This window comes from Variovorax sp. V35, assembly GCF_041154465.1.
Classification (GTDB): domain Bacteria; phylum Pseudomonadota; class Gammaproteobacteria; order Burkholderiales; family Burkholderiaceae_C; genus Variovorax; species Variovorax boronicumulans.
Genome location: NZ_AP028666.1, coordinates 5,578,445 through 5,598,608, shown reverse-complemented (window position 1 = coordinate 5,598,608; position 20,164 = coordinate 5,578,445). Strand labels below are relative to the sequence as shown.

The following is a 20,164-nucleotide window of genomic DNA, read 5'->3' as shown; positions in this document are numbered from 1 at the left end:
CGTGTGTTTGTCCTGTGCATCCCTGGGATGGCGGGATTAGACCGTAGCGTTGGATTGGTTGCAAATTAAAACCGATGCGACTAGCATCCGAGTGGTTTTAATTTGAAACCTGAAATGACCATGACCCTCCCGACCCCCGTTTCCCACGACATCCCCTCCAGCGGCGACGCCGTGCCCGGCCTGCGCGCCAGCCCCGTGCGCGTGGCCGTCGTGCAGTTCGACCCGCAGGTCGGCGTCGAGAACCTCGCGCGCAACGCCGCTGCCGTGCGCCAACAGCTCGAAGCGGCGGTGGCCGGCGGCGCGCAGCTCATCGTGCTGCCCGAGCTGGCGACCACCGGCTACTGCTTCAACGGCCGCGCCGAGGCCTTCGCCCACGCCGAGCCCGTGCCGCACGGCCCCACGGTGCAGGGCTGGGTCGCGTTCGCGGCGCAGCACGGCGTGTACCTCGTCGGCTGCCTGGCCGAGCAGGACGGCATGCAGCTGTTCGACACCGCCGTGCTCGTCGGCCCCGAGGGCTACATCGGCCGCTACCGCAAGACCCACCTGTGGAACCACGAGAAGCTGTGGTTCACGCCCGGCAACGAGGGCTACCCGGTGTTCGAGACGAAGATCGGCCGCATTGGCCTGCTCGTGTGCTGGGACATCTGGTTTCCCGAGGCGCCGCGCATCGTGGCGCAGCAGGGCGCCGACATCATTTGCGTGCCCACGGGCTGGGTCTGGACGCCGCCTCCGCTGTACGACGCCAGCGGCGTGTGCATGGCGGCCTACCTGACGATGACGGCCGCGCACGCCAACAACGTCTTCATCGCCACCGCCGACCGCGTGGGGCAGGAGCGCGGCACGGGCTTCATGGGCAACTCGCTGATCGCGGGCACCAACGGCTGGCCGATGGGGCGCATCGCGGGGCCCGAGGAAGAGACGATCCTCTATGCCGACGTCGACCTGGGCGCCGCGCGCTCCGCGCCGATCTGGACGCCGCTCAACGACCTGCACCGTGACCGGCGAACCGATCTGTACGACGCGATGCTGGGCTATCGCGGGGCGGCACCGCTGCCGCGCTGAGGCGCGCGAAGCGCACGATCATCCACGGCCCGAGCAGCGCCCCGAGCCCGACCGAGCTCCACGCCGCCACCCACGCGTACGTGCTGCCGAAGCCGAACCGCGCCTGCCCCCAGTCGAGCGCGAGCCCGAACACCCACGGGCTGAGCGCGCCCGCGCCGAAGCCCATCACCGAGCGCACCGAGAACGCCACGCCGAGCCGGTGCGGCGCCACCACGTCGGCCAGGGCGGTCGAGTAGACCGACGAATCGGCGATGGCCAGCAGGTTGTACAGCGCCGCCATCGCGGCCAGCGCCCACAGCGGCCAGGTCCACATCCAGCCGAAGCTGAACGACAGGCTCAGGCTCGCGAGGGTGGCGATCATCATCACGCGCGCGCGGCCCAGCCGGTCGGAGGCCGCGCCGCCCACCACGCTGCCGAACACGCTCACGAGGTGCGCGAACGCCGCGAGCGCGATGCCCGCGGCCGGCCATGCGGCCGCGCCGCCGCGCGACGAGGCCATGAGGTAGGCGGGCAGCCAGGCCCACAGTGCCATCAGTTCCCAGCAGTGGAAGGCGTAGGCCCAGTTGCCGGCCATCGCGGGCCGGTCGCGCACGGTCGCGTTCAGCGCCTGCAGCACGCCTTCGCGCGGCGCACCGGCGACCGGTGGCACGGGCGGTGCCATGCGCCGCAGCGCGAGCTGGGCCAGCAGCACGCCCATCACCGTGCAGCCTGCGGCCACGAGCAGCCCGGTGCGCCAGTGCGCCACCGCGCTGAAGCCCGCCACCACCGCGAGCGACAGCGCATAGCCCATCGACGCCGCGCCGAGGAAGAGGCCCATCGCGCGCCCGCGCACCGCCGGCCCGGCGTTGAGCGACAGCAGCTGCAGCCCCGGCGTGTACGAGGCGCCCGCGCACAGCCCCGCCAGGCCGTACAGCAGCAGGGCCGAGCGGTGGTCGTGTGCGAAAAGGGCAAAGGTCAGCGAGGCGGCGGCGCCGATCACGCCGCCGACCGCGAAGATGCGGTGCGGGCCGAAGCGGTCGGCCAGCAGGCCCACGGCGAACAGCGAGCTCATGTAGCCCACGTGCCAGGCGCTCTGGATCGAGCCGGCCTGCGCGGCCGTCATCTGCCAGTCGTCGCGCATGAACGGCAGCACGCCCGAGTAGGCCGTGACGATCATTCCCTGCAGCAGGCGGCTGGCGCACAGCAGCGCCAGCCATCCGCGCTGCGGCGTTGGGGCGGGGTCAGCGCAGTGCACGCTGCATCAGCACGGTGTCGACCCACCGGCCGAACTTGAAGCCGACGTGGCGCAGCACGCCGACGCTCTCGAAGCCCAGGCTCGCATGCAGCCGCTGCGAGCCCGCGTTGCCGCTGTGGCCGATGCACGCGACCATCTGCATGAAGCCGGCCGCGGTGCAGCGGTCGATCACCGCCTGCAGCAGCGCCGTGCCGATGCCGTGGCCGTGCATGTCGGGCGCGACGTAGATCGAGTCTTCCACCGTGTGCCGATAGGCCGAGCGCGCGCGGTAGGGGCCGGCGTAGGCATAGCCGGCCACCTCGCCGTCTTTCAACGCCACGAGGTAGGGCAGGCCGCGTTCCTGCACGTCGATGCGGCGTGCCTGCATCTGCGCGAGGGTGGGTACTTCTTCTTCGAACGAGCACAGGTCGTTCTGCACGTAGTGGCTGTAGATGGCCTGCACGCGGGCCATGTGGTGGGGCTCGGCATCGGCGATGTCGAGCGTGGCGAGAGCGAGGGTGGGAGAGGACATGGGTCGATCTTGACGAGCCAGGATCGATAAGTGAAGCTTGGTCAACCTATGCAGCGCATAAGGAATACTTTGGAAAAGAACCTCAACCTCGACCAACTCGCCACCTTCGCCCTGGTGATCGACACCGGCAGCTTCTCCGCCGCGGCCGACCGGCTCGGCCTGTCGCAGCCGGCCGTGAGCCTGCAGGTGCGCCAGCTCGAACGCCGGCTCGCCGTGCGGCTCATCGAGCGTGTCGGCAAGCGCGCGCGGGCCACGCCGGCCGGTGCGGAATTGCTGCGCCATGTGCCGCAGATCGAGGCGGCGGTCGAGAACGCGATCGACGCGCTGGCCGACCATGCGCGCGGCGTCACGGGCCGCGTGCGGCTGGGCACCGGCGCCACGGCCTGCCTGTATTTCTTGCCGGCCGTGTTGCGCCAGCTGCGCGAGGCCTTCCCGGCGCTCAGCGTGGTGGTGAGCACGGGCAACACCGACGAGCACGTGCGCAAGGTGGAAGACAACAGCATCGACCTCGCGCTGGTCACGCTGCCCGCGGCCGGACGCTCGCTGAGCGTGATCCCCGTGTGCGATGACGAGTTCGTCGCCATCGGCCGCGCCGACCTCGCGCCGCTCAAGGCCCGCGTCACGCCGGCCGACCTGGCGCCGCTGCCGCTGGTGTTGTTCGAGCCCGCGGCCAACACGCGCAAGCTGGTCGATCGCTGGTTTGCCGCCGAGGGCCTGCAGCCGCAGCCCGTGATGGAGCTGGGCAGCGTCGAGGCGATGAAGGAGATGGTGGCCGCGGGGCTGGGCTACGGCCTGGTGCCCGGCATGTCGATGGCGGGGCGCGGCGCCCACCCGGCGCTGAAGGCCAGCCGCCTGGCCCCGCGCATGCACCGCACACTGGCGGTGGTGATCCGTCGCGACAAGCCGCTCAACAAGGCGCTGCGCACGGTGCTCGAGGCGATCGTGGCGGCCGGCAAGAAGCCCGGCCGCCGTTGAAGGTACTTACTCCGGAATGGCCGCCAGCGGCGCCGCGCCGCCGCGTGCGCGGCCCAGCGTGCCGACGATGAGCGCGGCGATCAGCACCAGCACGCCGCTGAGCACCATCGTGGGCGAGATGCCGCGGCTGTCGACCATCAGGCCGCCGATCAGCGCGCCCGAGGCGATCGCCACCTGGAAGCCCGTCACCAGCAGGGCCTGGCCGGCTTCCTGCGCGTCGGGCACGGCTTCCATCATCCAGCCGGTGAGCGCCACCGGAATCAGGCCGAAGGCCACGCCCCAGATCACCACCACCACCGCGCCGGCCACCATGCCGGTGCCGATCAGCGTCGACAGCAGCAGCGCCGTGGCCAGCATCAGCGCCGCCAGCAGGGTGGTGCCGCGCACGCTGCGTGCCACCAGGCTGCCGCCCAGGAAGGTGCCGATGAAGCCGACCGCGCCATAGACCAGCAGCAGCGTCGAGACCGCATTGGCCTGCAGGCCGAACACCTGCTGCAGCAGCGGCTTCAGGTAGGTGTAGGCCGCGAAGTGGCCGGCGATGAAGAACAGCACCGCGAGCAGGCCGACCTGCGCCATGCGGCGCGTGAGCGGCGTGAGCAGGTCGCGCGCACCGATGGCGCGTTGCGGCGGAATCGCGGGCAGCAGCCACAGCTGCACCAGCAGCACCGCCGCAGCCAGGGCGCCGGTCACGGCGAACGAGGCGCGCCAGCCGAACATCGTGCCCAGCCACGAGCCCGCGGGCACGCCGAGCACCGTGGCGGCCGACACACCGGCCAGCACCAGCGACATGGCGCGCGCCTTCGAGGCGTCGGGCACCAGCTGCGTGGCGGCGGCGGGCGCGAAGGTCCAGAAGCCGCCCACGGCCAGGCCGAGCATCAGGCGCGCGACCAGCATGGTCGTGAAGTTGGGCGCGAACGCGGCCAACAGGTTCGAGGCGATCAAGAGCAGCGTGAGCGCGATCAGCACCGTGCGCCGGTCGAGCCGGCCCGAGGCGACGATCAGCGCTGGCCCGGCGAAGGCGGCGAGCACGCCGGGCATGGTGATCATCAGACCGGCCGTACCGTCCGACACGTTCAGGCCGCGCGCGATGTCGGTGAGCAGGCCGATGGGCATGAATTCGGTCGACACCATCGCGAAGGTGCCGACGGCAATGGAGCCGACCGCGAGCCACGCGGAGCGGGTGGGGGCGGCCACGGCGTCGCGCGCGGGCGCCGCCAGGTCGTCGATGCAGGGGTTGCTGCCGGAAGAATTCATCATGGAGATGCAGTCCTTGAACGCATCGGCGATGAAGACGCCAATGCCGGTGAGGGGGCATTGGAGTGTGCGAGCCGGCCGCCTTGCGACCAAGGGGCGGTGGAGCAGTAGACAGTTTCCCTGCGGCGAACAATCGACCCCTTTGGTGCCTGAAGCCGTCCGGGGATGCGGCGATGGCGCCTTTCGCCATCACCGTTTATTGGAGTTGCCGGGATTAAGTGTGGGCAGGGCGCAACTGCAGCGCCTGTCCATCGGCCACGAACGATTCGTCGACCAGCACGCGGAAGGCCGTGCCCTGCACGAACTTCGGCTGCGCAACGGCCGGCGAGAGAAATTCGATGTCGAGCGCGACCGGCGTGCCGCGCGCGAGCGAGGTGCCCTGCGGCACGCGCCAGCGCGCCGAGAAGCCTTCGGTGTCGAGCACCAGCGCGCCCCGGTATTCGCCGGGGCCCAGCGGCACGTCCTGCGCCGGCACCGAGGGGCGGCGGAAGGTGAGTTCCACGGCCAGGTGCGGCGTGAACTCGGGCAGCGCGTCGAAGCCTGCGGGCGGCGCCTGCTTCGGCGTGCGGCGCGGCAGCTTGCCGATGAGCCACCCGATCACGTTGCCGATGATCGGCACCCACAGCACCATCAGCAGCGTGGCGATGTCGCGCGTGGTGGTGCCGGGCGCCGCGTAGTGCCGCACGATGCCGCCGCCCACGGCCACGCACAGGAGGATCAGGACGATGACGCGTCGGCGGAACTGGATTTTGGTCATGAATGCGCGGGGTGAAAGCGGGTCCGGACCATAACCTACGCCGTCATCTGCCCCTTGCCTGCCGCTTGAGCGACCCGCAGCACCGCATCCGCCGGCAGCGCCTGCCAGTCGATCCATTCGCCCACCGCCACATGGTGCGTGGGCGCGGCGGCGCCTTCGACGGTGCCCCATTGCAGCGTCAGCCGGTGCGTGCCGAGCCGCAGCGCGAGCTCGAAGCCCGGCCAGTGCGCGGGCACATGCGGCGTCATCGACAACTGCCTGCCCTTCACGTTCAGGCCCAGCAAGGTCTCGACGGCCGCGCGATGCAGCCACGCGGCCGAGCCGGTGTACCAGCTCCAGCCGCCCCGGCCCACATAGGGCGCAGCGCCGTAGACGTCGCCTGCCATCACGTAGGGCTCCAGCTCGTAGACCGGGCCGCGCTCGGGGTGCTGCGAACGGTGGGCCGGGCTCAGGCCTTCGAAGCTCTGCCAAGCCGCTTCATGGTCGCCTTGCAGCGCCTGCGCCATCAGCGCCCACACGGCGCCGTGCGAGTACTGGCCGCCGTTCTCGCGCACGCCCGGCGGATAGGCCTGGATGTAGCCCGGGTTGTGGGTCGACTGGGAAAAAGGCGGCGCCAGCAGCCGCAGCAGGCCGGCCGGTTCGTCGTGCAGGTGCTTGCCGATGGCGGCCATGGCCGGGCCGGTGTGGGCCGCGTCCGAGGCGCCCGAGAGCACCGACCAGGCCTGTGCGATCAGGTCGATGCGGCACTCGCTGTTGATCGACGAGCCCAGCGGCGCACCGTTGTCGAAGAAGGCGCGGCGGAACCAGGCGCCGTCCCAGCCGGCGTCGTGCAGCGCGGCGATCCAGCCCGTGCGCGCCGCGGTCCAGCGCGCGGCGCGTTCGTGTTCGCCGCGCGCCTGCGCGATGGGCGCGAAGCGCTCGACCACGCTGCACAGGAACCACGCGAGCCACACCGATTCGCCGCGGCCCTCGTGGCCGACGCGGTTCATGCCGTCGTTCCAGTCGCCGGTGCCCATCAGCGGCAGGCCGTGCACGCCGGTCTTCAGGCTGCGGTCGATGGCGCGCGCGCCATGGTCGAACACGGTGGCCATGCGGCCGCTGTTCTGCGGCGCGTAGTAGGCGTCTTCGGCGCCCTCGGGAATGCCGGGGCCTTCGATGAAGCCGACCATCTCGTCGAGCAGCGAGGCATCGCCCGTCACCTCGACGTAGTGCGCCGACGCATACGGCAGCCACAGCAGGTCGTCGGAGAAATGCGTGCGCACGCCGGCGCCGCCGGGCATGTGCCACCAGTGCTGCACGTCGCCTTCGGGGAACTGGCGCGCCGCGTTCACGAGGATCTGTGCGCGCAGGCGCGGCGGGTCGGTGAGCGCGAAGGCCATCGCGTCCTGCAGCTGGTCGCGAAAACCGAAGGCACCGCCGGCCTGGTAGAAGCCGGCCTTCGACCAGAGCCGGCAGGCCAGCGTCTGGTACACGAGCCAGCGGTTGACCAGTGCGTCGAACAGCGGGTCGGGCGTGCGCACCTGCAGGCGGCCCAGCAGCTCGTCCCAGAAGTCGCGCACCTGCGCCAGCGCCTCCGGCACGTCGCGCTGCCGCCAGCGGCGCGCAAGCTCGAGCGCGGCGTCGGCATTGCCCGCATGGCCCAGCACGAAGCTGAAGCTGGCGGTTTCGCCCGCCGCCACGACGAACTCACCGCCAATCGCCGCGCAGGCATCGAGCCCGCTGCCCGCGCGCCGCGCCAGCGTGTCGGGCACTTCGACGATGCCGCGGCCGGCGAAGAATTCGTTGCGGTCGCAGGTCCATTGCGTGGCCCCGGTCGTTGCGCCCTGCAGGCCTGCGAGCAGCAGGAAAGCCGCGCTGCCGCCGAAGCCCGCGCTCGATTCGCGCTGCTGGCCGAACACGGCCGGCTGGTCTTCGGGCTTCCAGCAATGCACGGTGCGCCGTTCGCCGCGCGCGGCGCCCAGTTGCCACTCGACCATCGCGAGCGCGCGCAGGCGGCGCTGGCCGGCGCCTTCGTTGCGCACGCGCACATGCACCAGCTTGACGGCCTCGTCGCGGTCCGCGAAGAAGGTGGTTTCGAGTGCGAGGTCGCCCTGGCGGCACTCGAAGACGGTGTAGCCCTGGCCGTGTCGCACGCGGTGGCGGGTGGTGCCGTCGCCACCGCCGGCAGGTGTCAGCGGCAGCATCTCGCGCGTTGCCACGTCCTGCAGCAGGTAGTGCTCGAAGGCCGGGTCCTGCACCGGGTCGTTCGACCACGGCGTGACCTGGTGCATGCGGCTGTTGCCGGCCCAGGTGTAGCCGGTGCCCCATTCGGACACCTGGAAGCCGAAGGTGGCGTTGGCGATCACGTTGATCCACGGGCGCGGTGTGCGGCGGTCGGCGCCGACCTCGAAGCGGTACTCGCCGCTCTCGGCGTCGAAGTCGCCGGTGGGTGCCGTGGTGGTCGATGAGGGTGCGTGCCGCGTCAACAGCGGCGTGCGGTGCTGCACCGGCGCGCTGCTGTCGTCCGCAATCGTCGGGCTGCGTGCCTCATGCAACGCCGCCACCTGCACTTCGAGCGCGCGGCCGTCGGCCGTGAACACCACGCGCGCCAGGCTGGAGAGCGCGGCCTTTTCCGAGGGCACCACGTCCTGGTCGCGCAGCAGGTAGAAACCGGCGGTGTCGTTGCGCGGAAAGCTGTTCTGCGTCTGCTGTGCGACGCGCGTGCGCAGCATTTCGATCTCGCGCTGCAGCGGCATGAGGTACGAATTCGGTTCGCTGTTGAGCACCACGAGGTCGCAGGCCACGCCGCCGAAGCCCCACCACGGCTGCGCGCGCAGCAGCGTGTTGATGAGGCCCATGCCGTTCATCGAGTGGATGTAGACCAGCACGATGGGCTTGTCGCCCGAGATGCCGAAGCGCCAGATCTGGCGCAGGTCGATCAGCCCGCGGTCGCGCATCACGCGGGGCGTGGTGTAGGTGAGGATGGTCGTCAGGTCCTGCAGCGCCAGGTTCTGCGCGGGCGCGATGCTCAGGTCGCGCAGCCGCACCTGCGCCAGCGTGGCGGCCATGCGGGTGGCGCGTTCCACGTGCATCGGCTGCAGGTAGCGGTCGATGCAGGGCATCAGCGCCTCGATGCTTTCGTCGGCGGCGGTGGCGAAGCTCAGGCGCGCGGTGGTGCCCGGCGCAATCGACAGGCGCACGCGCAGGCAGGCGATGGGGTCCAGGCCGTTCATCGGCTTGCCCTGGGCCGTGAGCGGTTGCGGGTCGAGCGCGGGGTCGGCCAGCGTGCGGTTGCGGCCGATGAAGGCGCGCCGGTCGGTCATGCAGTCGATCGACAGCACGTGGGCATCGACCGAGGCCACGAAGTGCACCGCGGCCACCACCGCATCGCCATGCAGGCGCGGCTTGCGCGACAGCAGCAGCGCGCGCCACGTGGGCTCCCAGCGCGACTCGACGAACAGGTTGGCAAAGGCCGGATGTGCCTCGTCGGCCTTGGGGTTCGACAGCACCGGCTCGAAGTACGAGATGAGTTCGAGCGTGCGCGTTTCGTCGCCCGAGTTGTGCAGCGTGATGTTGCGCAGCTCGGTGTCGTCCTCGGGGCTGATGAGCACCGTGGTGCGCACTTGCAGGCCGGGGCCGGTCGCATCGAACTGCACCTGGTCGGCCAGGAAGCGGGTGCGGTAGTGCCAGTCGGCGCCGGGCGTGGGCAGGGCGGTGAGCGAGGTGAGCTCGGCTTTCCCTTCGTCGCGTACATAGAAGAAGGTGCCGTAGCTGTCGCGCAGTGGATCGTCGCGCCAGCGCGTCACGTTGAATGCGCGCCAGCGGCTCACGCCCGCGCCGTTGGCACGCAGCGCCACCGTGTAGCGGCCGTTCGACAGCAGGTGCGTGGGCTGGAAGCCCGGCCCTGTCGGGTCGACCACGCGCGGCTGGAACAGCGGCGCCAGCTCGGCCTGGCTGGGCTCGGGCGGCGTGCGCGGGTCGGCGCTGCCGATGATCTGGCGCGGCGTGCGCTCGTGCAGCAGCGACTCGTGCGCCTGCACCAGCGCGGTGCTGCCGAACCAGCGGCGCGGCGCGTCGCCGCGCAGCACGTTGCACAGCGCCACCAGCGACATGCCCTGGTGGTGCGCCATGAAGTTGCGCACCACGGTGAAGTCCTGGCCCTCGGCCTGGCGCGAGGTGGTGAAGTCGATCGCGTCGTGAAAACCGAACTCGCCGCGCGCGCCGAGCGATTCGAGCAACTCGAGGTTGCGCACCGCCGCTTCGGGCGCGAACGGCGCGGCCATCAGGCTGGCGTAGGGCGCCACCACGTGGTCGGTCGGTGGCGTGCGCCGCAGGGCCAGGCGCGGCACGCCGAAGGGCGAGTATTGGTACGCCAGCGAATGGTCTTGCGCGAAGTAGGCCGACTCGGACACGCCCCACGGCATGTTCTGTGCGCGGCCGAAGGCCTGCTGCTCGGCGATGGCCGCGGCATTGGCCACCTGCAGCAGGCCGTCGGTGGGCTCGGTCATCACGAGCGCGGGCATCAGGTACTCGAACATCGAGCCCGACCACGACTTCAGGCTGGGCTGGAAGCCCACCAGCAGGAACGGCCGGCCCAGCGCCATCCAGTGGCGGCGCGGCACGTCGCCCTTGGCAATCGCCAGGAAGCTCAACAGGCGCGACTCGGAGGCCAGCAGGTCGTAGTAGCTCGCGTCGAGCACGTTCTCTTCGACGCGCAGGCCGATGTGGAATAGGTGGCGCTTGGCGTCGTAGAGGCCGCTGAAGTCCATGCCGTCGTGCAGCGCGTCGCAGCGTCGGGCCAGTGCTTCCAGTGCGGGTGCTTCGTGGGGCTGGCAGCTTGCGTCCGCCGCGAAGGCGCGGCAGGCCTGCGCCACGGCCACGAGGTGGCCCGCGAAGTTGCCGCTGTCCACGCTGGACACATAGTCCGGCGGCAGCGGCTTGAGCGTCTGCGTGTCGTACCAGTTGAACAGGTGGCCGTTGTGCTTCTGCATGCGATCGACGGTGTCGAGCGTGGCCGTGAGGCGCGCCAGCAGGGCTTGTGTGTCGATCCAGCCCAACTCGCGCGCGCAACAGGTGGCCAGCAGGTACATGCCGATGTTGGTCGGCGAGGTGCGGTGCGCGAGGGTCGGCTGCGGCTCGAGCTGCAGGTTGTCGGGCGGCAGGTGGTGGTCGTCCGGGCCGACCACGTGCTCGAAGAAGCGCCAGGTGTCGTGCGCCAGCGTCTCGAGGTAGCTGCGTTGCGCGGGCGCGAGCGGGTCTTCGGCGTGTGCGTCGACACGGCTGCCCCACCAGGCCGCGATGGGCGCCAGCGACCACAGCACGAAGAGCAGGGGGCCGAGCACCGGCCAGGCGCTCCAGTTGGCGAGCACGGCCAGCACCAGGCACACCGCGCTGCTGAGGGCCGCGCTGCGCACGAAGGGCTTCAGGCGCTGGCTCGATTGCGCCTGCGCCTGGTCGGCCGTCGTCCACTGCAGCAGGTGCCTGCGGCTCACGACCAGCCGCCAGGTGGCGAGGAAGGCCGCGTCGAGCAGCAGGCGCGTCTGCGCCGCCAGCTGCACGAACTGCCAGGCCGCGCCGGCCAGGGCGCGCAGCAGCTCGACCGCGCCCGCGTCGAAGAAGTGGCGCAGCTCGATGGCGCGGCGTGTCGGCACCAGGCCGGCCAGCGCGCCCAGCAGCGGGCCCAGCGTGAGCGCCGCACCGACGGCGGCCAGCGCCCAGCCCAGCGGCATGGCCTGCGTGAAGATCACCAGCACCAGCAGCGCGAAAGACGCCGGCACCACCAGCGACCGGCGCAGGTTGTCGCTCATCTTCCACAGGCCCAGCGTGTCGATGCCGAAACGGCGCGCGCGCCACATCAGCGGCAGCAGCTGCCAGTCGCCGCGCACCCAGCGGTGCACGCGCGAGGCGGCCACCCCGGCATGGTGCGGATGGTCTTCGACCAGCACCACGTCGCTGACCATCGCGCAGCGCGCGACGCTGCCTTCGAGCAGGTCGTGGCTCAGCACGGCGCTGTCGGGCAGGCGGTCGTTCAGCGTGGCGTGCACCGCGCGCACGTTGAGCAAGCCCTTGCCGGTGAAGGAGCCGCTGCCGAACACGTCCTGGTAGATGTCGGAGGCGCCGCTGCCGTAGGGGTCGAGCCCGCACTGCCCGGCGAACACCCAGTGGAAGAAGGAGCGCTCGCTGCGCATCGGGAACGGCGTGACGATGCGCGGCTGCAGGATGCCGAAGCCCGCGACCACGCGCCGGCTCGGCATCTCGATCTCGGGCGCGTTCAGCGGATGCGCGGCAATGGAGACGAGGTCGCGCAGCGCGCCGGGCGGCAGGCCGGTGTCGCTGTCGAGCGTCAGCACATAGGGCGTGCGGCCGGGCGCGAGCTGCTGGCCCGGTGCGAGCGGCAGAAAGCCGCTGGCGTCGCCGCTGGCCAGCAGGCGCATCAGCATTTCGAGCTTGCCGCGCTTGCGTTCCCAGCCCATCCAGCGCTGCTCGGTCTCGCTCCAGCTGCGCGGGCGGTGCAGCAGCAGGAAGCGCGGCGCGGCGCCTTCCGCCGGCGGGTACTTGGCGTTGAGCGCGGCGATGCGTTGCTGGGCGTCATCGAGCAAGGGCGCGTCGTCGGGCATCGCCGCTTGCGAAGCGTCGGCCCAGTCGGTCAGCAGTGCGAACTGCGCGTGGGGCTCGCGGTTGGCGAGCCAATGCAGTTCGAGCCGGTGCGCGAGCCTGGCGTTGTTCGCGGTCGAGCCCAGCATCGTGGGCATGACGACGAGCGCGCGGTGCCGCTCGGGAATGCCGTTCGCGAAATCGAGGCGTGGCAGGGCCTGCACGCGCACCGACTCCGCCATGATGCGTTGCGCCAGTGCAATCAGCGCTTCGGACAGCGGCCACGCGAGCAGCAGCAACGCCGCGACGGTGGTCCAGTCGCCGCGATGCGGCAGACCGTGCAGCACGGCGGCCAGCAGCAGCGCGGTGCCGAGGGCGACGGACCCCACGTAGACGGGCAGGCGCCAGCCGCGATGGCTGCGCGCGGGCCGCGCGCTCGCAGTGCGTGCGGCTTGGCCCGGCGCTGCGTTCGCCTGCAGCGACGCGATCAGCGCGGGCCGGCCCTGGCCGAAGAGGTAGTAGCCCGCAGTGCCGTCGGCGCGGTCGGTCTCGGCACCGGCTTCGTCGGCCGGCGCACTGGACGCCAGCGTGACCACGGCCTGCGCCACTTCGCGCTCGGGCCGTTCGGTGCTGCGCGCCACCTGCTCCATCGCATGCGTGATCTGCTGGCGCGTGAGTTCGCTCTCGTTCGCAAAGCTCGGCAGTTCGCGCAGCACGCGCAGCGAGCGGCTCACGGGCTCGATGAGGTCGCTCCATTCGACCTGACCGATCATGCGCAAGGTCGTGATGATGTTGCCGACCGTGAGGTTGGCCGCGGCCTGCGCGTTCTGCGCGTCGCCGATCAACGCCGGGCCGTTGGGACAGTGCTGCTCGGTCCAGCGCACCAGCGCGGGCATGTCGTCGCCGTGCTCGACGGGCAGGCGCTGCCACAGCTGCGTGAGGTAGCTGTCCTGCAGGCCGTGGCTCTGCAGTGCGCGGTAGAGCACGTCGAGGTCCTGCACCGAGAGGTGCGGCGCCGCGTCCCAGGCCGCATGCGCGATCTCGCGCGCGACCTTGTTCTCGGCGATGCGCTCGGCCACGCGGCGCAGGTTTTCGAGCAGCACCACGCGCAGGGTGGTGGGCAGCGCCCACAGCTCGCCGAGCATGAGCTCGTCGATGTCCTGATACGCGTTGAGGAAGGCGGTGAACAACGTCTTGTTGAGCACGCTGTCGGTGTGCGCCACATAGGCCCACGCAATGCCGTACACGCGCGGCAGCCCCGCCAGCGGCGGCGTGACGAGCTTGGGCAGGCGTGCGTAGTAACTGCGCGGCACGCCGTCATGGATCTGCTGGAGCTGCGCCTCGACGAGGTGGAAGTTGTCGAGCAGCCATTCGGCTGCCGGCGACACATAGCGCCCGCTCAGCGAGATCAGCGCGATGTAGTCGAAGGCGGCGCGCAGCGACTCGAGGTTTTCGTCGACCCGCGGAAAGAAGGGCGCGCCTTCGCGCGCGCGGTGGTGCTCGTCTTCCACCACCTGGGCACGGGCCAGGCTGTGGCCGTGCTGTTCGAAACGTTGGGCACCGAAGAGTTCGGCGCGAATCGGGAGGGCTACCGGGTCGTGCGGACCGAGCAGAAGGGTCCGGGCGTAGTGACTGAGCCCTTGGAGGCGGTCGACGACGGCAGCGGCGCTCAAGTGACCGCGAACAGGCCGATGCCCAACACCACGGCCACGCAGGCCATCGTGACAATGCGACCCGCAGCGAGCGCACGCACACGTTGCATGTGGCTTCGCAGCGAGAACCATCGCCCGTGGGCACGTGCACAGTGGTGCATGTGGGAAGCCAGGGCTTCGAAATCGCTGCCGACGAAATCGATCTGAGAATGGGAAAGGGACTGCGGGACGGACATTGCAACGGGCTCCTGTGAAACGACTTCGAGCTGCCGCGCGATTGCGAGAACTGTGAACGTGTCCCGACCGTACCCTTTTAAATGACCTTACAGGTACCTCATTGCCGACAGCGCACGTAGGAAAGGGCGCACAAGGCGCCCTTTGTCCATGGAGGCTGTGTGCAGGTCAGCCCGTGTTGCGCAGGCCCGCCGCCACCCCGTTGATCGAGATGTGGATGCCGCGCTGCAGCCGCTCGCCGCCGTCGCCCGCGCGGTAGCGCCGCATCAGTTCGACCTGCAGGTGGTGCAGCGGGTCGATGTAGGGGAAGCGGTGGCGCACCGAGCGCTGCATCTCGGCATTGCCCTCGAGCCGCTGCTTGGCGCCCGTGATGAGCGTGAGCGCGTCCGAGGTGCGTTGCCATTCGGCCTCGATCATCGAGAACACCTTCTGGCGCAGCTTGCGGTCGGTGACCAGCTCCGCATAGCGCGAGGCCAGCGCGAGGTCGCTCTTGGCCAGCACCATGTCCATGTTCGACAGCAGCGTGCGAAAGAACGGCCACTGCACGTACATGCGCTGCAGCAGCGCCTGGCGTTCCTTCTTGCCCGCGGCGGTGCCGGCGGCGGCCAGGAACTGCTCCACGCCCGAGCCGAAGCCGAACCAGCCCGGCAGCGTGAGGCGGCACTGGCCCCAGCTGAAGCTCCATGGCACGGCGCGCAGGTCGTCGATCTTGTGGCTCGGGTTGCGCGAAGCGGGGCGCGAGCCGATGTTGAGTTCGGCGATCTCGCGGATCGGCGTGGAGCCGAAGAAGTAGTCGCCGAAGCCCGGGGTCTCGTACACCAGCTTGCGGTACGCGGCCATGCTGGCGGTCGAAAGTTCGCCCGCGGCCGACAGGAAGTTCGCCGGTGCCGACTTGCCCTGCGGCAGCAGCGTGGCTTCGAGCGTGGCGGCCACCAGCGTCTCGAGGTTGCGCCGGCCGATCTCGCGGTTGGCGTACTTCGAGCCGATGACTTCGCCCTGCTCGGTGAGGCGGATCTGGCCGCGCACCGTGCCGGGCGGCTGCGCCAGGATGGCCTGGTAGCTCGGGCCGCCGCCGCGTCCGACCGTGCCGCCGCGGCCGTGGAACATGCGCAGGCGGATCGGGTTCTTTTTCTTCTTGTTCAGCTCGTCGAACAGCGACACCAGCGCGATGCCCGCGCGGTACAGCTCCCAGTTGCTGGTGAAGATGCCGCCGTCCTTGTTGCTGTCGGAGTAGCCCAGCATCACGTCCTGCTCGGCGCCCGAGCGCTCGATGAGCGCCTGGATGTTGGGCAGCGCGTAGAAGGCGCGCACGATGGGCGCGGCGTTGCGCAGGTCTTCGATGGTTTCGAACAGCGGCACCACGATCAGGTCGCAGGTCGCGTTGCTGTCCATCGCGCCGCGCAGCAGGCCCACTTCCTTTTGCAGCAGCAGGGCTTCGAGCAGGTCGCTCACCGTTTCGGTGTGGCTGATGATGTAGTGGCGGATGGCCGCCGCGCCGTAGCGCGCACGCGCGGTGCGCGCGGCCGCGAAGATGGCCAGCTCGCTCCTGGCGAGCGGCGAGTAGTCGGCGTCGGGCACGCGCAGCGGACGCGCGTCGTCGAGCAGCTTGAGCAGCAGCGTTTGCTTGGCCTCTTCGGCCAGCGACGCATACGACGGTTCGATGCGCGCGGTGGCCAGCAGCTCGGCGATCACGGCCTCGTGCTTGTCGGAGCTCTGGCGCAGGTCGACTGTCGCCAGGTGGAAGCCGAACACCTCCACCGCGCGGATCAGCGGGCGCAGGCGCGGCGCGGCGAGCACGGTGCCGTGCTTCTCGACCAGCGACTCTTCGATGGTGCGCAGCTCGGCCAGGAATTCTTCGGCGTTCGCATACGGGTTCTGCGGCGCGACCGCATGGCGCGCGGCCTCGCCGCCGCTGAGTTCGCGCAGCGTGGCCGCCAGGCGCGCGTACACGCCGGTGAGGGCGCGGCGGTAGGGCTCGTCCTTGCGGTGCTCATTGGTGTCGGGCGAGCGCTCGGCCAGTGCCTGCATCTCGACCGACACGTCGACCAGCGTGGCCGACAGCGACAGCTCGCCGCCCAGGTAGTGCACCTCGGTGAGGTAGTGGCGCAGCGCGAGTTCCGACTGGCGGCTCAGCGCGTACTCGAGCGTTTCGGCCGTGACGTTGGGGTTGCCGTCGCGGTCGCCACCGATCCACTGGCCCATGCGCAGGAAGGGCGCGACCGAGGGCGTCTGCCCGCCTTGCACCAGCGCCTTCTCGAGGTCGGCGTACACGCGCGGGATTTCGCGCAGGAAGGTGGCTTCGTAGTAGCTCAGCGCGTTCTCGATCTCGTCGGCCACGGTGAGCTTGGAGAAGCGCAGGATGCGCGTCTGCCAGATCTGCGTGACGCGGATGCGCACCTGGGTTTCGTTGTCGGCCAGCTCGATGGGCGAGAGCGCGTCTTTGCCGCCCGCGTAGGCGTTCTGGCGCAGCTTGATCTCGTCGCGCGTGGTCAGCAGCAGGGCGATGGCGCGCTCGGCGTCGAGGATGCTCTTGCGCTGCACTTCGGTCGGGTGCGCCGTGAGCACGGGCGACACGTAGCTGTGGGCCAGCGAGGCGACGATCTCGTCGGGCTTGATGCCGGCCTTGCGGATGCGGGCCAGGGCGGTCTGCAGGTCGCCGTCGGCCTGCAAGCCTTCGCGCTCGGCCTCGGTGCGGCGGCGGATCTGGTGGCGGTCTTCGGCCAGGTTGGCCAGATGGCTGAAGTAGGTGAAGGCGCGGATCACGCGCACCGTTTCGGCGGCGCTCAGGCCCTTGAGCAGGTTCTTCAGCGCGCGGTCGGCGGCATGGTCGGCGTCGCGTCGGAACGACACCGACAGGGTGCGGATCTTCTCGACCAGCGCGTAGGTTTCGTCGCCCTCCTGCTCCCGGATCACGTCGCCGAGGATTCGGCCCAACAGCCGGATGTCGTCGATCAATGGCTGGTCTTCGGTCTGGCGGCGCTTGGCGGGAGATGCAGGAGTCTTGCTGGCTTTCATTCGATGTTGTTCCTGGGGACTTGAATGGACGCGCCGCCTCCGTTGCTGCGGCGCAACATGCTAGCATTCCAGAGGTCAGAAACCATGTACTTTTTTGGGAGCGATCTTGAGCAACATCGTGATCGCCACGCGCGAAAGCCGGCTGGCCCTGTGGCAGGCCGAACACGTGCAAACGCTTTTGCAAGAACGAGGCCACAGCGTCAGCCTGCTGGGCATGACGACCCGCGGTGACCAGATCCTGGACCGCACGCTGAGCAAGGTCGGCGGCAAGGGCCTCTTCGTCAAGGAACTCGAAGCCGCGCTCGAAGACGGGCGCGCCGACATCGCCGTGCATTCGCTCAAGGATGTGCCGATGGAGCTGCCCGAGGGCTTCACGCTGGCCTGCGTGCTGGAGCGCGAAGACCCGCGCGACGCGCTGGTGTCGCCGCGCTACGCCTCGCTCGACGCACTGCCGCAGGGCGCGGTGGTCGGCACCTCGAGCCTGCGCCGCGTGGTGCTGCTGCGCGCGCAGCGGCCCGACCTGCGCATCGAACCGCTGCGCGGCAACCTCGACACCCGCCTGCGCAAGCTCGACGAAGGCCACTACGACGCCATCGTGCTGGCGGCGGCCGGGCTCAAGCGGCTGGGTCTCGAAGACCGCATCCGCGTCGCCTTCGACCCCGACACCATGCTGCCCGCCGCAGGGCAGGGCGCCCTCGGCATCGAGGTGCGTGCCGACCGCCAGGATCTCATCGACCTGCTGGCGCCGCTGGCCCACAAGGGCGACTGGCTCAGCACCACCGCCGAGCGCGCCGTGAGCCGCGCGATGGGCGGCAGCTGTTCCATGCCGCTCGCGGCCCATGCGCGCCGCCAGCCCGACGGCACGCTGCGCATCGATGCCGCCTGGGGCGACCCGGAAGGCGATGCGCCGCTGGTGCGCGTGCACGCGCAGGCCGAGGCCGGCGACTTCGCGGGGGCCGATGCCCTCGGCCAGCACGCCGCCTGGTTGCTGCGCGACGCCGGTGCCCACTGATCACGGTGGGCGCCGAGCGATGCGCGCGGGGCCTGTCATCGTCACGCGGCCGGCGCACGAAGCGGCGGCGTGGGTTCGCGATTTCCAGTCGGCCGGTCTCGAGGCCGTGGCGCTGCCGCTGATCGCCATTGCGCCTGCGCTCGAGGTGGAACCGCTGCGCGCCGCCTGGGCGCGGCTCGCGGACTACGCGGCGCTGATGTTCGTGAGCGCCACCGCCGTCGATCACTTCTTCCAGCACCGGGGCACCTCGACCCTCGCCGGTTGCCGCTTCTGGGCCACCGGCCCCGGCACCGAGCGCGCGCTGCTGCGCGCCGGCGTGCCGCCCGCCGCCATCGACGCCCCACCACCCGGCGCCACGCGCTTCGACTCCGAGGCGCTGTGGGCGCTGGCCCACGGGCAGGTGTCGCCGGGCGTGCGCGTGCTCATCGTGCGCGGTGGCGACGAAGCCGGCCAGCCGGCCGGGCGCCAATGGCTGGCCCGCGAGATCGACGCCGCCGGCGGCGTGCGCGACACCGTCGTCGCCTACCGGCGCCTGGCGCCCGCGCTCGACGAGGCGCAGCGCCGCATCGCGACCGAAGCCGCAGGCGGACACGGCGTCTGGCTCTTCAGCAGCTCGGAAGCCATCGGCAACCTGCAGCGCGCCATGCCGGGCACCTCGTGGCAGGCCGCGTGCGCCATCGCCACCCATGCACGCATCGGCGAAGCCGCGCAGGCCGCGGGTTTCGGGGCGTTGCGTGTCTGCACACCCCTGCGGGAAGCGCTGATCGCGTCGATAGAATCCTTCGCATGAGCGCCGCGTCCCCGTCCGACGACCTTTCTCCCCCTTCCGCCGCCCCGGTGCAGGTGCCCGCCACGGTGGCGCCGCACCAGACGCCCGCCGCCCAGGCGGCCGCGGCCACCCTGCTGGCACGCATCGGCATGGGCCTCGTGGCCCTCGTGGCGCTGATCGCGCTGCTGTCGACCATCGCGTTGTGGCAGAAGGTCGGCGGCATGAAGGAACAGCTTGCGCGCCAGAGCGCCGAGGCCACCGCCCAGTCGATGGAAGCGCGCACGCTGGCCCGCCAGGCCAGCGACACGGTGCGCGATGCCGCCGCCCGCGTGGCGCTCATCGAGACCCGCGTGGCCGAAGTCGCGCTGCAGCGCTCGCAGCTCGAAGAACTCATTCAAAGCCTCTCGCGTTCGCGCGACGAGAACCTGGTGATCGACATCGAATCCGCTGTGCGCCTCGCGCTGCAGCAGGCGCAGGTCACTGGCAGCCTCGAGCCGCTGCTCGCCGCGCTCAAGGCCGGCGACCTGCGCATCGCACGCGCCGCGCAACCGCGGCTCGCGCCCGTGCAGCGCGCCATGCAGCGCGATGCCGACCGCCTGCGCAGCAGTGCCAGCACCGACAGCGCCGAAGCCCTGCAGAAGCTCGACGAACTGGTGCGCAGCGTGGACGACCTGCCCACGCTCAATGCGGTGGCCGTTCGCGGCAACGGCGTCAACGCCTGGCGTCCCGAACCCATTCCCGCCGATGCGCCCTGGTGGCAGCGTGTGCTGCTGACCATCCGCGGCGAGGCCCGTTCGCTGGTGCGCGTGGGCCGCATCGAGAGCCCCGAGGCCGTGCTGCTGGCGCCTGAGCAGTCGTACTTCCTGCGCGAGAATCTCAAGCTCAAGCTGCTCAACGCGCGGCTGTCGCTGTTGTCGCGCCAGATGGATGCCGCGCGTGGCGAACTGGGCCAGGTGACCGCGTCGCTCAACCGCTATTTCGATCCGGCCTCGCGCCGCACGCAGGCCGCGGCCACGCAGCTGCAGCAACTGCAGCAGCTCGTGCGCAGCACGGAGCCGGTGCGCATCGACGACACGCTGGCCGCGCTGACCACCGCGGCCGCAGGGCGCTGATCCG

12 protein-coding genes are annotated in these 20,164 nt (G+C 70.7%); 5 read left to right on the top strand and 7 right to left on the bottom strand.

Annotated features, from left to right (window positions below; translation table 11 throughout):
• Window positions 1–120 precede the first annotated feature (120 nt).
• Window positions 121–1,062: a nitrilase family protein gene (locus tag ACAM42_RS25710; RefSeq protein ID WP_369629829.1), complete on the top strand. Its 942-nt coding sequence runs from the start codon at window positions 121–123 to the stop codon at window positions 1,060–1,062.
• Here the strand turns inward: ACAM42_RS25710 and ACAM42_RS25705 are convergent.
• Both ACAM42_RS25705 and ACAM42_RS25700 read right to left on the bottom strand, forming a co-directional pair.
• Window positions 980–2,296: an MFS transporter gene (locus ACAM42_RS25705; protein ID WP_369629828.1), complete on the bottom strand. Its 1,317-nt coding sequence runs from the start codon at window positions 2,294–2,296 to the stop codon at window positions 980–982. The two genes, ACAM42_RS25710 and ACAM42_RS25705, sit on opposite strands and share 83 nt — an antisense overlap.
• Complete coding sequence (locus tag ACAM42_RS25700) at window positions 2,283–2,807, bottom strand: N-acetyltransferase family protein (protein ID WP_369629827.1); 525 nt, start codon at window positions 2,805–2,807, stop codon at window positions 2,283–2,285. The genes ACAM42_RS25705 and ACAM42_RS25700 overlap by 14 nt, the downstream gene beginning before the upstream one ends.
• A gap of 48 nt (window positions 2,808–2,855) precedes the next feature.
• Here ACAM42_RS25700 and ACAM42_RS25695 point away from each other — a divergent pair, with 48 nt between their 5' ends.
• Window positions 2,856–3,782 (top strand): LysR family transcriptional regulator, encoded by a 927-nt coding sequence (locus tag ACAM42_RS25695; RefSeq protein WP_369629826.1) that lies wholly within the window; start codon window positions 2,856–2,858, stop codon window positions 3,780–3,782.
• Between the two features lie 6 nt (window positions 3,783–3,788).
• On the opposite strand, the gene ACAM42_RS25690 is transcribed toward ACAM42_RS25695, so the two are convergent.
• From ACAM42_RS25690 to ppc, 5 genes are all read right to left on the bottom strand, one after another.
• The gene (locus ACAM42_RS25690) at window positions 3,789–5,039 is read right to left on the bottom strand and encodes an MFS transporter (RefSeq protein ID WP_062474304.1); all 1,251 of its coding nucleotides are present in this window, start codon (window positions 5,037–5,039) and stop codon (window positions 3,789–3,791) included.
• Between the two features lie 211 nt (window positions 5,040–5,250).
• Window positions 5,251–5,793 (bottom strand): hypothetical protein, encoded by a 543-nt coding sequence (locus tag ACAM42_RS25685; protein ID WP_159273181.1) that lies wholly within the window; start codon window positions 5,791–5,793, stop codon window positions 5,251–5,253.
• Between the two features lie 35 nt (window positions 5,794–5,828).
• Window positions 5,829–14,039, bottom strand: coding sequence for a glucoamylase family protein (locus ACAM42_RS25680; protein WP_369629825.1), 8,211 nt, complete (start codon window positions 14,037–14,039; stop codon window positions 5,829–5,831).
• Window positions 14,036–14,254: a hypothetical protein gene (locus tag ACAM42_RS25675; RefSeq protein WP_062474298.1), complete on the bottom strand. Its 219-nt coding sequence runs from the start codon at window positions 14,252–14,254 to the stop codon at window positions 14,036–14,038. Before ACAM42_RS25675 ends, ACAM42_RS25680 begins: the two co-directional genes overlap by 4 nt.
• A gap of 166 nt (window positions 14,255–14,420) precedes the next feature.
• Window positions 14,421–17,267, bottom strand: a complete 2,847-nt coding sequence (ppc, locus tag ACAM42_RS25670) for a phosphoenolpyruvate carboxylase (protein ID WP_354342724.1) — start codon at window positions 17,265–17,267, stop codon at window positions 14,421–14,423.
• A 106-nt stretch (window positions 17,268–17,373) separates the two neighbouring features.
• Between ppc and hemC the strand changes: the two genes are divergently transcribed.
• The 3 genes from hemC to ACAM42_RS25655 are packed head-to-tail and all read left to right on the top strand — an operon-like array spanning window position 17,374 to window position 20,160.
• Entirely contained in the window at window positions 17,374–18,279 is a 906-nt protein-coding gene (hemC, locus tag ACAM42_RS25665) for a hydroxymethylbilane synthase (protein WP_369629824.1), read from the top strand.
• Between the two features lie 19 nt (window positions 18,280–18,298).
• Window positions 18,299–19,069, top strand: coding sequence for a uroporphyrinogen-III synthase (locus tag ACAM42_RS25660; RefSeq protein WP_369629823.1), 771 nt, complete (start codon window positions 18,299–18,301; stop codon window positions 19,067–19,069).
• Window positions 19,066–20,160, top strand: a complete 1,095-nt coding sequence (locus tag ACAM42_RS25655; RefSeq protein ID WP_095949583.1) for a uroporphyrinogen-III C-methyltransferase — start codon at window positions 19,066–19,068, stop codon at window positions 20,158–20,160. The genes ACAM42_RS25660 and ACAM42_RS25655 overlap by 4 nt, the downstream gene beginning before the upstream one ends.
• Window positions 20,161–20,164: the final 4 nt, after the last annotated feature.

Bases quoted from the DNA above. Each gene is read 5' to 3' on its own strand.
- ACAM42_RS25710 (WP_369629829.1), top strand. From the start codon at position 121: ATGACCCTCCCGACCCCCGTTTCCCACGACATCCCCTCCAGCGGCGAC.
- ACAM42_RS25700 (WP_369629827.1), bottom strand. From the start codon at position 2,807: ATGTCCTCTCCCACCCTCGCTCTCGCCACGCTCGACATCGCCGATGCC.
- ACAM42_RS25695 (WP_369629826.1), top strand. From the start codon at position 2,856: ATGCAGCGCATAAGGAATACTTTGGAAAAGAACCTCAACCTCGACCAA.
- ACAM42_RS25690 (WP_062474304.1), bottom strand. From the start codon at position 5,039: ATGATGAATTCTTCCGGCAGCAACCCCTGCATCGACGACCTGGCGGCG.
- ACAM42_RS25685 (WP_159273181.1), bottom strand. From the start codon at position 5,793: ATGACCAAAATCCAGTTCCGCCGACGCGTCATCGTCCTGATCCTCCTG.
- ACAM42_RS25675 (WP_062474298.1), bottom strand. From the start codon at position 14,254: ATGTCCGTCCCGCAGTCCCTTTCCCATTCTCAGATCGATTTCGTCGGC.
- ppc (WP_354342724.1), bottom strand. From the start codon at position 17,267: ATGAAAGCCAGCAAGACTCCTGCATCTCCCGCCAAGCGCCGCCAGACC.
- ACAM42_RS25660 (WP_369629823.1), top strand. From the start codon at position 18,299: ATGCGCGCGGGGCCTGTCATCGTCACGCGGCCGGCGCACGAAGCGGCG.
- ACAM42_RS25655 (WP_095949583.1), top strand. From the start codon at position 19,066: ATGAGCGCCGCGTCCCCGTCCGACGACCTTTCTCCCCCTTCCGCCGCC.